This is a genomic window from Flavobacterium sp. S87F.05.LMB.W.Kidney.N (assembly GCF_004366435.1).
GTDB lineage: Bacteria > Bacteroidota > Bacteroidia > Flavobacteriales > Flavobacteriaceae > Flavobacterium.
This window is the reverse complement of the sequence record NZ_SODX01000003.1, coordinates 106,618-121,245: the sequence shown is the minus strand read 5'-3', so window position 1 is coordinate 121,245 and position 14,628 is coordinate 106,618. Positions and strand designations below refer to the sequence as shown.

Sequence of the window (14,628 nt, the reverse complement as noted above, 5' to 3'; positions counted from 1 at the left end):
CAAATTTTCAATACTAAAGTTCTTTAGCTCAAAATTAAAGAATCTTCATTGTAATAAATAAAGGAGCTGCCTCCAATTTTACCGAAGAAGTTATCGAAGTTCTACAGATATTTAGCAATCTTTTTTTTTGCAAAAATCGCAGCAAAGAAAGGATGTATTTAAAACTAGAAATAGTTTTTAACAATTTAAGGTTCGAAACTATATACAAATAACTAACTAACTAACTAACTAACTAACTAACTAATATCTAACTAATATCTAACTAATATCTAACTAAAGAATTGGATAAAATCAGTAAAATCGTACTCTTTTCTACTAGGTTAGAATTACAGCCTCTAATCAACAATAATTAATAAAAAAGCCTTTGAAAAAATAACTTCAAAGGCTTTAATAATTTTTAAAAGATACCGAAAAAACTATGATATCCCAAAAAACCAGCATCATGCTCTTTAATGAAAACTGCTCCAACCGATTCTCCTTTATTTAAATACAATTGGAATTTTTTGAGACATTATTTCACCTTTAAAAATTTCTACATTATTTTCTTTGTAATTGGATAAAATATCTTTTGGCAATTTTTTTTCAATGTCATCTTTTAATTTATACCTTAAGCGGAATGTATATTTTTTTTCAGGATTTAACTTAAAATAGACTGGACTTCTTAAATTCTCCACTTTGTCTTCTACTACAAATGGAAGAGATAATGATGATTGAAAAATATAATTTTCTCCGGAAGAAATCACTACTTCCTGATCATAATAATTTACATTTCCACTATTTATATTATACCCCATCTTTTTAAGTATTCTTTTTTTTTCAAACTTCACATCAAAATCCTGTTCCATTACACTGATTAGCTTACAGCTGTATGAGGGATCAATTAAAGGGGCATTTTTCTTAGATACATTACCATGTTCATCCTCTATGAGTATATCTACATTATATATATCAGACAAACTAAAATTTTTAATAAATAATAAGTATTTCTTATCTGTTGCATTTGACACTTGGAATTTTACAACATTCGTATAATCAAATTTTTGATTTTCATTACTAAACACGGAATGATTGTAAAAGGACTCTATCGTATCTGAAGAAAAACCTTTACACACAACTTCTTTATTGATTAATTTTAACTGCATTTTATTCTCATGACATGATGCCAACAGTGTAAACAACAGAACTATTGTAAGATTTATTCTCATTTATTTATCTTTGAATATTATTAAAAAACATACCATAACTACGTATCCTGAAATTGTTAAAATCTGATTTATTTACTCTGTTAGAATGAAAATCATAAAGTTTTGAATGGTCGTAATTATTGAAAACATTTTTGTCAAAAACATTACCAATATATTAATAAATTTACGATGCATACAGTTAGAATCTTTTATTCCTAGTAATTAAGAGAAGTCAAGGTAAAAATAAGATGCAGACTAAAATTTCTTTCCATTTCATACTAAATCAAATAGAATAAACCATTAGTTATTTGACTCATAATTTGGCCAAACAATAATTAACCAAAACAAAAGTCTATATATCAGCACTTTAAACAAACAAAAACAAAAAAATGCAAAATCTAAAATTGTGGCGAAATCATGGCACATTGATTCTTTACAAATTAATAACTCAGTAAAATAAAAGCTTCCCGAAGTTAGGTTCGAAACTTATACAGCTTTTTATTCTAGTTGTTTTTTTCTGATTATCCGGTTCGAGTCCTGTTCCTGCTACTATAAAAAAGAAAAAGCCTGAAAATCTAGATTCTCAGGCTTTTTTTGTGGTTCGATAAATTTTGTTTCAGTTTCTTGGAAATTTAAAAACCTTTGTTTCAAGGAAATTTGGTTCGAGTCCCCTTAAGGTTGATCTCCAAATACAAAACTAACTTTCCATTAAGTCAATTGCCAAAATCTACTGAAGCTGTTCGCTGTAGGTAATCTATTTTTCAACTGTAAAACATTCATAATTCAGTTTATTTGTGTTTATTTCTTTCAATTTTAGACTATTTGGGTCAAAATAAAAACTAATCCTTTTTGTTTCGTAGACTAAAATATAGTTTTCGATTGAATAGTCAAAACCACCAAATGCCATATCGTCTATAAGTTCAAATGTTGGCTTACCGTGATAGTCAAAGACTTGTTGTTTTGTATATTCTTTTACAAATTCAATATATTTTCTAGATAATCTTAAACCTACTATTTTCTTGTTTTCAATTCTACAGTTTAGTCCGCCCGCTAAATGGGAAACAACTCACTTTTTAGCGTCATTGGAAGAACAATAAGTAAGTAGATTTTTAAATAATTCTGTAAAATAAGATGGCGCAATTTTATTATCTTTAAATCAAAAATTATTGATTGGACTTCATACTATTTGGATCCCATAAAAATATAAGTAGAACTCTAAAAGCATTCAACCTTATAAATAAAACTCTATCATAAAATTGCAGGTGCAATCTTTCTTTCAAAACTATATGCATTATTTCATTGGATCATCCAAATTTGAAATAGATTAACATCATCACAACTCTTATTACTCAAAAGCCCCATAATAATGTTTTAAGGATACCTTCAAAATATATCAATTGACAAATAGATATCAATTTTAGATTTTCAAAGCTCTAGAAATCCCATATAATTTTATATATTTAGGCTGTTTTTTAACTATATTTGTTCAAAGAAATGGTTTAAAATTTCGAGGTACACTTTTTTTCTACATCTTCTCTCAGATAAAATATAAAACTTAGTATTTACTACGGTCATACTAATTCAAAAGCGGAACCTCTTCATCCGCAACAAATTTACCATACCTAATCTAAATCTATTTTCAAAAAAGACGTTTTAAGTTTTGTTGCAAAAACATTGTAATCTAAATTTTACGCAACTACAAAACCAGCAAAATCAAGGCTTTCGTAGCTTAGTCTCGAAACTTTATACTACAATAAAAGAATAAAATTACAAAACGAAACATTTTTTTTTAAACAGAATATTTTCAAATTCTTCATTCGGTCATTAACATGATTCAAATACTAGTTTGATAAAAAATATAATAATAAATATCAAACATTATATAATATAGGACAGTTTGGAACTGTCCTATATTTTTGTAAATAAATTATTCATCTTATTAAAACTTAGATTAATGAACGTAGAAGAATTTGGATATTTCTGTCTCTCATTTCCTGGTGCAAGCGAAGGAATGCCCTTTGAAGGTTTCCTTAAAAATGCGGGGCCATTCTGGCCGTTTATGCCGGCATAAAGATTTTTTGTTTATTCGGCCTTGACAAATTTAACCGCTGCATTTTGAAATGCGATTGGGTTTCATTCAAGAGGTTTTGGAATTCAGAGGCATTGGCAAGCCATCCAACCTTAGCCCTAAACATTGGTTAAGCGAAGATTTAAAGTGAGAAGTTCTGTGCAGACGATCAAGAACCTAACGACAGTATCTTACAGGTAGCAGTTTTGCTGCAGAGCATAAAACTGGGATAAATTATCTAGTTGAAAGAGTGCTTTAATTTAAGTGGTGTCTGAAGTACGTCACTGCGCATGTAAGCAAGAACGCATTGGTATACGAATTCCACTCTCTTCGGGCCTTCATCCGTCATTTCATTAAAATCTCCGCCAAAATGGTTTCTGTGCTATATGCAATAATCAGGCTTTTGTACCCAGGACTTACAAAATACCATCAACAGGCAAGTTGTGTAATACTGAGAAGTTCGAATTTATTTCTTGATCCCATTTACGGAAAAATTTAACAGTCAACTTTTCTCAATCTCTAAGAAAAATAATCTAATTAATAGGATATAATATTTAAAGATCGTTCCAAGTATAAAGTAGTCGTTAAATATCACTAAAAGAACTTAAAAAAACAGCTTAACATCTTTGTTTCTTTCTTCACGATTTTTCCACAAAACATATACTACATGTAATTCCAACTGTTATTAAACTTTTATCAGCAATTTTTTATTTCTTTTTAATCACTATTCTAATTCGATACACTCGAAAACGGTGTTGTTCTCAAGCATGGCCGCGGCATTCAATCTGCTGTCCACTCTTAAAATATTGTCACAGTCCTCAAGATCAAAATTCCATTTACAGTTTGGAAATAATTGATCCAGCAATTCGCTGGCAGCTTGTAGTTTTAATGGGCTGTCTACCGAAGTTTTAAAAACATAAATCATAATAGCATTTTAACATTTATTTAAAAAAAAGATTTTATTATTTGAATATGCAAAGAGTAAATTAGGGCATGATAAGCTAAATAAACTTGATTTTGTTGTAACGGCTAAAATTTAGAGTACGCGCTCACAACCTATAAAAAATAAAACTCCTGAATAAAATAAGTGTCTTTTTAAAATTGTTTAGTCTGATTCTTGTTGATTTTATCTCAGATATTGGATGTCTTTTAAGTTTATCAAGAAGGGCGCTAAAGTAAACATATGATAGATAAACCCCAAATCTCACCGTAGAAGGAAGTTGGCTTATGCCGCTGAGTCCGGCCTTCAGGTCATCATCAATATCTTTCAGAATCAAGATTTTAGCGGATTCTTGAAATTTTTCATTGCTTAGTTCTGGAAAATATATCCTGTTCAAATCGGACATATCAGCACCTAAGTCACGTAAAAAATTTATCTTTTGAAATGCAGAACCGAGTTTCATAGCTGCAGGCTTAAGTCTTTCGAACATCACCTCATCACCTTTTACAAATATTTTCAGGCACATTATTCCAATCACCTCCGCGCTTCCATAGATGTACTCTTTAAGCTGGTCTGAAGAATTATATCTGATTTTGATCAAATCCAATTCCATACTACTAAAAAACGAATCAATCAGTGTTAAAGGAATGTCAGAATTATTTACGGTAGATTGAAATGAATTGAGCACAGGATTCATGCTTATACCGCTGCTGATCGCTTTTTTACAGTCTTGTTTGAACGTTTCTAAAAGTGTCTGTTTGTCGTAATCATGAAATGAATCTACGATTTCGTCGGCAAATCTTACAAATGCGTAGATATTATAAATGTCCTGCCTGAAATGCGGGGAAAGAAACCTAACTGATTGCGAAAATGACGTGCTATACGTCTTTGTAACTGACCGGGACAACTGAAAAGAAATGTCATCAAAATTTTTTTTCATATACGAAATTAGTTTGTTTTTGCCTGCTGATTTATATCTTGCAAAGAAAATAGTACTGGCAGATGAACCCTCTGCCAGTCTATAATTGTTATTGTAAAGTACCAGAATGTAATAATTCTTGGCGATGAGCAGTTGTTCCTGCCATCCAGCCAGGATATTCAACAGGAAGTTCACTGGACTCATTTAAACTTATAATTTCCTTGGTTGACAGCGAAATTTTTGAAGCGCCAAGATTATCCTCAAGCTGTTCTATCTTTTTAATGCCCAAAATCACACTAGTAACGTGTTTATTTTGCAGTAGCCAAGCCAAAGCGACTGAGGCAGGCGTGGTATTATGAATCTTCGAAATCTCTTCGAGAACCGATAACGTCTCTCTGCTTCTAGATTCATCAACAGGTGGAAACTGAATAGTAGTTCTTCTGCCAGATTCGCCATTAGAGTATTTTCCTGAGAGATAGCCGCCTGCCAGAGGACTGAAAACCATCAAGCCCAAGTTTTCATAAGCAAGCATAGGAAGGATTTCTCTTTCAATATCCCTTCCTGCCAAAGAGTAATATGACTGAACGCATTCAAAGCGTTCTTTTCCCAAATTTGCGGAAATCCCAAGTGTTTTTTCTATCTGCCATGCTGTCCAATTAGAAACACCCAAGTATCTTACAAGACCTCTTTTTACAAGGTCGTCCAGCGCACGCATTGTTTCCTCCAAGGGCGTAGCCGGATCCCAGCCGTGCAAATGAAAAACATCCACGTGATCAGTTCCCAGCCTTTTTAGGCTCTGCTCTACTTGATTGATAAGATGGTAGCGTGAATTACCTCCGTCGTTCGGTCCTCCTCCTGTCGAGTGTCCAGCTTTAGTGGAAAGCACAATTTCGTGGCGCGAAATTCCTAACTTTTTAATTGCTTCTCCTACGATCTGCTCCGACTCTCCGCGAGCATAAACATTTGCTGTATCAATGAAATTGACGCCGGAATCAAAGGCTTTTTTGATGATTGCATTCGCTTCATCTTGTAATACACCAGATGCAGCTGCATACTTTCCACCTGACTGGCCGAAAGTCATTGTTCCTAAACACATTTCAGACACAAAAAGACCTGTGTTTCCTAATACTTTGTACTTCATGTAAAATTATTTAGATATTAATATTAACTTATTTTTTTAGTTCCGAACAAAAAGAACCAATTAAACACGCTTATTTATGAATTGTTCAAATATTTTATTTCTTCTTTAATCGTATCAAAGTAATTTCAGATCTTGTGCCCAGCCTCAGAGGTGGTCCCCAGTAACCAGTCCCCTGACTGGTATAAACCCACATATCGCCGGACTTTTTCAGCCCCCTGTCGTACTTCTGAAATATTTTAATAAGCAGATTCCAAGGGAAAAACTGTCCTGCGTGTGTATGTCCTGAAAGTTGAAGATCAAATAGGACATTCGATTTATCGGCAATGTTTGGCTGGTGAGCTAATAATATTTTAACATCAGCATCATCAGCTCCCAGCAATGACTTTTTTAAATCTGGACCGAATGACGGATTTACTTCCCTGCCCGACGGATCATCGACTCCTGAAAACATCATCGTCGCCGAATTTCTCTTTATAATGGTGTACTGGTTATCTAAAAAAATCATTCCCATTTTTTCAAAATGAGATTTCCATTTTTCAGAATCCCTCAAATATTCATGATTCCCGGTAACGTAGAGCACCGGGCAGGAGTTAAGGGCAAATAATGGCTCAACTTCACCTTTATATTTTTCAAAATCACCATCTGCGATATCACCTGTCATAACTATTACATCCGGATTATTTTTTTTTGAGACATCGACTACCTTCTGCACGTAAGATGAATCGATACCTGCACCCGCATGCAGATCACTTATCTGCAGGATTTTGATATTTGTCAAATCAGATGGAAGATTATCAATAGGGATTTCAACATTTACCAGTTTAGGCCCCAAAGATGCATTCAAATAACCGATCATAACCAAAATTACCGAGAACACTATGATGCTCAGCGTTGCTGATTTAGAATATAAAATTTCTCCAGCGTGGTCGTTTATGACCCTTACAGACAGGACAATAATTTCCCGTATCAGCACGAAAAATAAAAGAATTCCTGATACTCCCATATCAAAATGGACAATTGTTCGGAGAACCTTATCCAACTGCGAGGGAAGAACCCCGTACCAAATTAAGGGATATGATCCAAGCAATCCAACAATAACTGCTGATAGCATCCATGAATAATTTTCCAGGCCGGTTAATCGAAAGCCTAGAAATACAAAAATGACCATAAGTACACAAACTGCGACAATAACAAAGTAATTCATTGCGCAAATATACACTTAGTTCTGAACAAAAAGAACCAAAAAGTAAAAATTTTTATTTTATCTTATTTTTTAGCTCCCATTTGGTTAATGCAGCATCCATCTGATCAAACATATAGTCGGTAAATTCTTTCGCCTCCTTCAATATTTTATTGGTCTCAGGATGTTTGTCCGATCTAAAGGCTAATGCTTCGGGAATTACATCGATGGTAAATGGCCGCTGGGTTCGCACTATAGATTTCATAAATTCGTACCAAGCGGTGCTTTGAATTTTAAAATATCTTTTTCTGCTCCCTGTCTGTGTAAAATATTCGATCAAGCATTTCTGTTCCAATAAACTTATGCCATTACTTACAGCACTTTTACTTAATTGCAGCGTGTCTTTAATTTCATCAAAAGTCAGAAAGGGAGGATCGCATATTAAAAGTAATGAAAGAATGCGAGCAGCGGCCGGCGGATAACCGTCCTTCTCTGCCCTTACGCCCATTCTTTCGACCATTTCAAGAATTCTATTTTTATTTTCCATAAGACAAAACTACTCAATAGCTGACTATAATTAAAATAAATAACAATCAATTATAAGGGTTCTGTCGCATCTGCCATGTAAATCCGCAAGAAATCAGAAACCCGAAAATTATGCAGCCAATTTACAAAATGATTTGAACATACTTGTTCCTTGGTTAAGCATTTGATTTTTTCTCAACATTTGTACAACTTCAATTCCTGCCAGGGTTCTTTTGGCAGACGCAAAACTTTTAAAACCCAAGCCGATTTGTATCCGCCACTTTATGAAGCGATGGTCTTGTTCAACAATATTGTTGAGATATCTACATTGAAGAATCTTTATATTCGAAAATGATCGTTTGTTATAAACCCGTATTGCACTGGTGTTAGAGCCGCTTTTGTCTATATTTATTACCGTTGGCCTGCAATTATTTCTTATCGCTTTTATTAAAAATGACTGCGCACTCATTCACTGTCTCCTTGTGGTCAAAAGAAAATCCACTGTATTACCCCATTTATCAACAGCTCGATATAAGTAACACCAGACACCTTTTACTTTTATATAGGTTTCATCCATTCGCCAGCTGGCTCCTACACTCTTCTTTCTCTTCTTGAGTTCCGAGTCAATCAGAGGTGAAAATTTAAATACCCAACGCTGAATTGTAGCGTGATCAACTGCTACTCCTCGCATTTTCATTATTTCCTCCAACATCCCGGTAACTCAATGTAAATCTTAATTTAAAATAAACAGCCTGCAATATAATAGCTTTGGGATAACAATAACCTTTCGTATTCATTTAATGTATTTTTTAGGTCTAAATATAATAGTTATCTAACAGATGCGACAGAACCCACATTCCCGGCTGTTCAACATAAGCTAAAAATTGATTTATTTCTAAGCAGCACCTCAGTAAAATAAAAGGTTCTTGAATACAGATTCGAATGGCGGAGCGATCTCAAAAAGCCAGTCAATTTGAGTAGTTTTTCTGTTTCTTTAATTTTTTAAATGAATTTTATAAATAATAAAGGCTGCCTACATTGTAGACAGCCCTTAAAAACTAATTAAAATAAAAAATAAAAAAATCGATAAGAATATTATAAACCATCTGGAAACTTAGTTTATAAGAGATTCTTATTTTGCTTTCATCACTACTTGTACGCTGTTCGATTTTTTCAAAGCATTTACAGTAAATTCTTTTAAATCTTTAGCAGTTATAGTACTTAAAGTAGTTTTAAGAAGTTCTATATCAAGAGGTGTTTCCTCATTACGAACATAAGAGGTTAAGGCATTCAGCCAATAACTGTTCTCTTTTATCTGTTCTTGATAATTCTTAATTATAGATTGTTTGATGTCTTCCAACATATTGGCAGGAATGTTTTCCGTTTGCACTCTAGCAAGTTCAGCATGAACAATTTTTACCAATGCATCTGCCTTGTCAGGATTACAGTCAAAATTGATTTCTAATGAAAATAATGGAGTAGGAGAATGTAATAGATCGGCTCCAACCTGAACGCCGTAGCTTCCACCTTCTTCTTCGCGAATGGTTTCCAAATAACGTTTAGTCAGCCACTCAGAAACCACATAACTTATGATTTTGTTCTTTTTTGAATACACGACGTCTTTGTTTTCTAAATGAAGGTAAACTGTCGTTTTTGGTGTATCCATTGTTCTGAAGATCGTTTTCTCGGTCTTTCCGTCTTTCATGTAGATTTTGTGATCAACGTATTTTTCTGTTTTCGCGGTTGATGGAAGATTACCCAAATAAGTATTGATTTGTGCAATATCTTTTTCAGAAATATTTCCGACAAATAAGAAAGTAAAATCTGCTGCATTCGAAAAACGTTCGGTGTAGAATTTCTTTGCTTTATTCAAATCAAAAGCATTGATAAAATCTTGTGTCAATAACCAATTTCGTTTGCTGTAATTGGTGTTTAAAACTGAAATTGTATCGCTTAGTGCTTTCTCGTTGCTATTTGAAGCATTTGTTAATTTGTTTTGATATTGCTCCTTAATTTTATCGAAAGTAGTGGTGTCAAATCTTGGGTGCTGGAAATAAAGGTACGTAAGCTGCAATAAAGTCGTTAAAGATTCTTTATTACTGTTCCCGTTAAAACCTTCGTATAACCCGCCAATATACGGACTCACACTCGCTGTTTTGCCAGTAAGTTTCTTTTTTAAATCGGTAAACTTATAATCGCCTAAACCAGAGTAAGCAGCCACAGCCGATGCAATTTGAGTTGATGGAAGATCCTGCCAATCTGCCAATGAACTTCCTCCTGCACTGTAAGCAGAAAATAGAATTTGGTCTTTACTCCATGCAGTAGGATAAATAATCACTTTAGCTCCATTTGCCAAAGTATATTGTTTTGCATTCGCAAATGGTTTAATCTCGCTGGTTTTTACAATCACTTTTTCTGTTAATTGCTCTTTTACCAATGAAGCCGTTAATTCTTCTTCTTTATACGGTTCTAGTTTGCTGTTTGAAATGGTTTTCATTGCATTCCAATAGTCATTTGCTTCAGGAAATTTAGTGACACCATCTTCTGGAGCAGAAACCGATAAGATTAAGTTTTGTTTAGGTTCTAAAGCTCTAAAAACAGTATTAATTTGCTGCAGTGTTACTTTATCCAAGAAGTAATTCATCCACTTAAATTCTTCATCCATTGTCATTACTGGATTAGACTCTAAGAAATAAAGCTGTAATTGCTCTGCCCAAGATGCGTTACTGATTTTGTCCTTATTCGTTAGACGATTGTCATAACTGCTACGCATTTTTGTTTTTAAACGATCTAACTCCTGTTGTGTAAATCCGTTTTGAATAGCTCTAGCAAATTCTCTGTAGGCTTCTGAAAACGCTTCTAAAAACTTCCCTTTTTTTGGTGTAATGTTTAGCGAAAATTTACTTGCTAACCTAGATAGATTATTGTTAGAAACTCCAAAAGATAAACCAGCTGTTTCATTATTGATAATATATTCTCCAAAACGAATGTTCATCAATTGCATCGCCAATCTTTCTTGCATGCTTTTGGTCATTTCTGCCTGATCTTGAACTAAAGGTTTGGGCTGTGTAAACGAAAGAGAAATTCCAGAACGCTGTAATTCTTTGTCGGTTGCCAGCACATAACGATTTTCTTTTTGCAACGGAATTTTTTCGTATTCTCTTTTGTTGATTTTCTTTGGAGTTGGTATCGAACCGAAAATTTCTTTAACACGTTTTTCGATTAAATTGACGTCGATATCTCCTACAATCAGGACAGCCTGATTTTGCGGTTGATACCATTTTTTATAATAATCTCTTAAAACCTGATATTTGAAATTATTAATAACATTCAAATCTCCAATTACATTTCGTTTCGCATATTTAGAACCTGCAAATACTACTTTGTCAATTTTTTCACCCGCTCTGTAATCTGCATTTCTTCTGGTACGCCATTCCTCACGAATTACGCCTCTTTCGGCATCAATTTCGTTATTAGCCAAAAGCAAAGAACCTGACCAGTCATGTAAAACATACATGCAAGAATCCAATAAAGTTTTGTTATCTGCGGGAACATTGCTGATGTTGTAAACCGTTTCATCATAAGCTGTATAGGCATTAATATCTTTTCCAAAAGAAACACCTTGTTTTTCGAGCATGTTGATGATTCCTTTTCCTTTAAAATGTTCTGTCCCGTTAAAAGCCATGTGCTCCAGAAAATGCGCTAATCCGTCTTGATCGTCGTTTTCTAAAATTGCTCCAACGTTTTGTACAAAATAGAAATCGGCTCTCTCTTTTGGCCATTCGTTGTGCATGATAAAATATTGCATTCCGTTCGGAAGCGTTCCATGTACGACTTCTTTAGGAAGTGGAAAAGTGGTTTTAAACTGCGCCGAAACCTGAGTTAAACCCAAGATTAAGAAATGCGCTAAAATTAATTTTGCTTTCATTGTTGATCGTTATTGTTCTTTTTTTTGATTGAATTTTAGTTTGAAAATGGTATAAGAAGTCCCTACTGTGTATTTGAAGGTTTCGTGAGAAACCTTCAAACAACAGGCTTAGGTTTATAATAAAGTTATAGGCTTGTATGTTTTACATCCAGTCTGGTTTTGCGGAACCTTTTAAGTAGTAATCAAAATATTGCTGCATTTTGAGTGTCCAGTCTTTTCTGTTGGCAGCATCGTTTAAAGTGTGCCCTTCTTTTTTATAGTTGATCAGCAAAGCAGGTTTTCCTAAACGGCGAAGTGCAAAAAACAAAGATTGTCCTTCTTGATAAGGAACTGCGCGGTCATTATCATTATGGAAAATAAGGATTGGCGTTTTGATATTTTTTGCTGCAAATAAAGGAGAGTTTTTAATATAACCGTCAAGATTATCATGCATAGAACTTCCCATACGATATTGATCGGCTTCGTATTTAAACATGGTCGAAATACCATTTGATCTCATAACAGGATAATTGGCAGTAAAATTACTTACTCCAGAACCTACAATAGCACAGCTAAAAATATCCGTTTTAGTAGTTAAGAAAGAAGTTTCATAGCCTCCAAAACTGTGTCCTTGAATCCCGATTTTACCTTTTTCCGTAATACCGTTTGCAATTAAATAATCTACACCGCTCATTACGTCATTGTAAACACTGTTTCCAACATTGCCATAAACATAATGTACGTCTGGCTGAAAAACGATGTAACCTCTACTTAAATAACTTGGAATATTAATGTTTGAAGAACTCATTTCTGGTAGTTGATAGCTATTAAATTCTGCCGTATGTTTTTCGTAGAAATGAACAATTACCGGATATGTTTTTTTGCTATCGTAATTGTCTGGCAAATATAGATTTCCTTGGTTTTCTTTTCCGTTAAAAGTTTTCCAAGTCAATACTTTTGCCGTTCCCCATGCGTAGTCTTTTTGTTGCGGATTGACATCTGAAATTTTGGACTGTGAGCCAAAACTAGACGTTGCCCACCATAAATCTGGGAAAATAGTATAACTTGATTTAGAAAATAAAACACTAGAATTATCTCCAGAAACGGCTTCTATTCGCGCATTGTAATCCGAATTGGCAAATACTTTTGTTATCGAATTATTGTTGTTTAAGGTATAAACTCCATTAGATTTATGATCAAAATCAAAACCAATTAAAGTAACTTTTTTCTTCTGATCCAAATTGCCAATAAAACCTTCTTCTCCATATCGAAGTTCAATTTTGTTTTTTCTTCCGTAACCTTGAGTTATTGAATAAGCTGCTTTTTGATTCGTAAGATCAATAGCCCACAAATCAAATTGATCGTATAGAACTACCGTGTTTCCATTGTTTAACCAACCTGCAATTCCAAAAGCAGTGTCAGCCGATTTCATGTCTACATTATCATCTGAAACAGGATAAGGAATCTGTGTGCTGATGTTTTTAAACTCTAAAGAAGCACTATCAAAAATGGTCCATATTTTTGCTTTTCCGTCATAATATACAGCAAAACTTCCCTGCGGATTCCAATTTGGATTTCCAAAAACGCCTGTAAGTACTTTGGTCGATTTTCCGGTTATAGCATCAATCCAATAAATGTCGTTACGTTCGTTAAAAGTCCAGTCAGTTTCTACTGTATACGGTTTTTTATCAATAGCAAAAACACCTTTAAAATTACCAGATTCTGGTATTAAAACTTGATCAAATTCGCCTGTTGAAGCTACTTGGATTACTTTTTTATTTGCAATATTATAAAGGAATTTTGGTTCGCTAGGAAGTGTTTTAGAACTTCTCAATAGTTCTTGCCTACGCTCCATAGTTCCTTGATTTGATCTCCAGATTTCAATATTAGATTTTGCAATCTGCGTGTTTTCAGGACGTTTATTAGAATTTACTAGTAAGTTTATGAAATTGCTATTTTCATTTAATCCGTAAGCCACTTTAGAGACAGAAAAATTAGAATTGTTTAAAGCAATTTCATCATAATTGAATACAGGACGAGTCGCATTTGTATTCAAATTAAAATAATAAACCATATTGAAATCGGAGCTGTTATTACCTTTTAAAGTAAAAGTTCCACCGTTTTCTTTATCATTTAATTGAAAATCGCCAAAATCGCATGTTTTTCCGCTGAAAACGGTTTCTTGTTTTCCTCCGATTGTTCCATGTTTCAGAAAAACTTGGTCTTTTTCAATCTGTACATATACAATTGATTTGTTCTTTAAAAAGCGGGATGATTTAATGTTGTTCACAAATAAACTATCATTAGTTTCAAGATTATAACAAACTAAACGCTGCAAAAAGAATTGTCCTTTTGGAGTTTCAGGACGCGTATAATACAAGAAATCGGTTCCTTCAAGAGCATTGGTGTAATGTTTGCTTTTCCAAAGTTTTTTTACTCCAGTTTTTAAATTTTCTAAAAGCGTACTGTCGTTTTTACTGTACTGAATCCAGTCTTTTTTTCCGATGAATTTTAAATCACTGATATTATCCAGCACCAGACGCTTTCCTTTTGGAGCTTCCTGAATAACGATCTGTTTTTTATTTTCTTTTTCTTCATCTTGAAAAACGGTACTGTAAGACATCCATTTACCATTGTAAGACAAAGCTTTGCTGTTGATTCTCTTCCATGATTGATATGCCGATTCGTCTACTGCCTTTTTCTGCGCAGATAAACTATGCAAACTCAAAGCGAGTGCACATAGTAAAACTATTTTTTTCATATT

At 33.6% G+C, this 14,628-nt stretch carries 8 protein-coding genes and 1 pseudogene; all 9 read right to left on the bottom strand.

The genetic code is table 11. From position 1 onward, the window contains the following. Positions 1-479: 479 nt before the first annotated feature. The 9 genes and pseudogenes from EDB96_RS09810 to EDB96_RS09770 all read right to left on the bottom strand — a co-directional run bounded on the left by EDB96_RS09810 (position 480) and on the right by EDB96_RS09770 (position 14,625). On the bottom strand, positions 480-1,205 hold the full coding sequence (locus EDB96_RS09810; protein ID WP_134140529.1) for a hypothetical protein: 726 nt from the start codon (positions 1,203-1,205) through the stop codon (positions 480-482). A gap of 2,771 nt (positions 1,206-3,976) precedes the next feature. After that, positions 3,977-4,177 carry a hypothetical protein gene (locus EDB96_RS09805; protein WP_134140527.1) on the bottom strand — a complete coding sequence of 67 codons (201 nt, stop codon included), beginning with the start codon at positions 4,175-4,177 and terminating at the stop codon, positions 3,977-3,979. Between the two features lie 124 nt (positions 4,178-4,301). Further along, on the bottom strand, positions 4,302-5,132 hold the full coding sequence (locus tag EDB96_RS09800; RefSeq protein ID WP_134140526.1) for a phytoene/squalene synthase family protein: 831 nt from the start codon (positions 5,130-5,132) through the stop codon (positions 4,302-4,304). 88 nt (positions 5,133-5,220) lie between these two features. After that, a complete protein-coding gene (locus EDB96_RS09795; protein WP_134140524.1) occupies positions 5,221-6,252 on the bottom strand; it encodes an aldo/keto reductase in 1,032 nt (343 codons plus the stop codon). A gap of 94 nt (positions 6,253-6,346) precedes the next feature. Continuing rightward, positions 6,347-7,456: a metallophosphoesterase gene (locus EDB96_RS09790; RefSeq protein ID WP_134140523.1), complete on the bottom strand. Its 1,110-nt coding sequence runs from the start codon at positions 7,454-7,456 to the stop codon at positions 6,347-6,349. 52 nt (positions 7,457-7,508) lie between these two features. Then, positions 7,509-7,979, bottom strand: a complete 471-nt coding sequence (locus EDB96_RS09785) for a GbsR/MarR family transcriptional regulator (RefSeq protein WP_134140522.1) — start codon at positions 7,977-7,979, stop codon at positions 7,509-7,511. Positions 7,980-8,087: 108 nt separating this feature from the next. Continuing rightward, positions 8,088-8,754 (bottom strand): annotated as a pseudogene (locus EDB96_RS09780) (IS6 family transposase). A gap of 335 nt (positions 8,755-9,089) precedes the next feature. After that, positions 9,090-11,885, bottom strand: coding sequence for a M16 family metallopeptidase (locus tag EDB96_RS09775; protein ID WP_134140520.1), 2,796 nt, complete (start codon positions 11,883-11,885; stop codon positions 9,090-9,092). A gap of 142 nt (positions 11,886-12,027) precedes the next feature. Then, positions 12,028-14,625 (bottom strand): alpha/beta hydrolase family protein, encoded by a 2,598-nt coding sequence (locus tag EDB96_RS09770; RefSeq protein WP_134140519.1) that lies wholly within the window; start codon positions 14,623-14,625, stop codon positions 12,028-12,030. Positions 14,626-14,628: the final 3 nt, after the last annotated feature.

Excerpts from the sequence above, each read along its gene's own strand:
- EDB96_RS09810 (WP_134140529.1), bottom strand. The coding sequence starts at position 1,205 with ATGAGAATAAATCTTACAATAGTTCTGTTGTTTACACTGTTGGCATCA.
- EDB96_RS09805 (WP_134140527.1), bottom strand. The coding sequence starts at position 4,177 with ATGATTTATGTTTTTAAAACTTCGGTAGACAGCCCATTAAAACTACAA.
- EDB96_RS09800 (WP_134140526.1), bottom strand. The coding sequence starts at position 5,132 with ATGAAAAAAAATTTTGATGACATTTCTTTTCAGTTGTCCCGGTCAGTT.
- EDB96_RS09795 (WP_134140524.1), bottom strand. The coding sequence starts at position 6,252 with ATGAAGTACAAAGTATTAGGAAACACAGGTCTTTTTGTGTCTGAAATG.
- EDB96_RS09790 (WP_134140523.1), bottom strand. The coding sequence starts at position 7,456 with ATGAATTACTTTGTTATTGTCGCAGTTTGTGTACTTATGGTCATTTTT.
- EDB96_RS09785 (WP_134140522.1), bottom strand. The coding sequence starts at position 7,979 with ATGGAAAATAAAAATAGAATTCTTGAAATGGTCGAAAGAATGGGCGTA.
- EDB96_RS09775 (WP_134140520.1), bottom strand. The coding sequence starts at position 11,885 with ATGAAAGCAAAATTAATTTTAGCGCATTTCTTAATCTTGGGTTTAACT.
- EDB96_RS09770 (WP_134140519.1), bottom strand. The coding sequence starts at position 14,625 with ATGAAAAAAATAGTTTTACTATGTGCACTCGCTTTGAGTTTGCATAGT.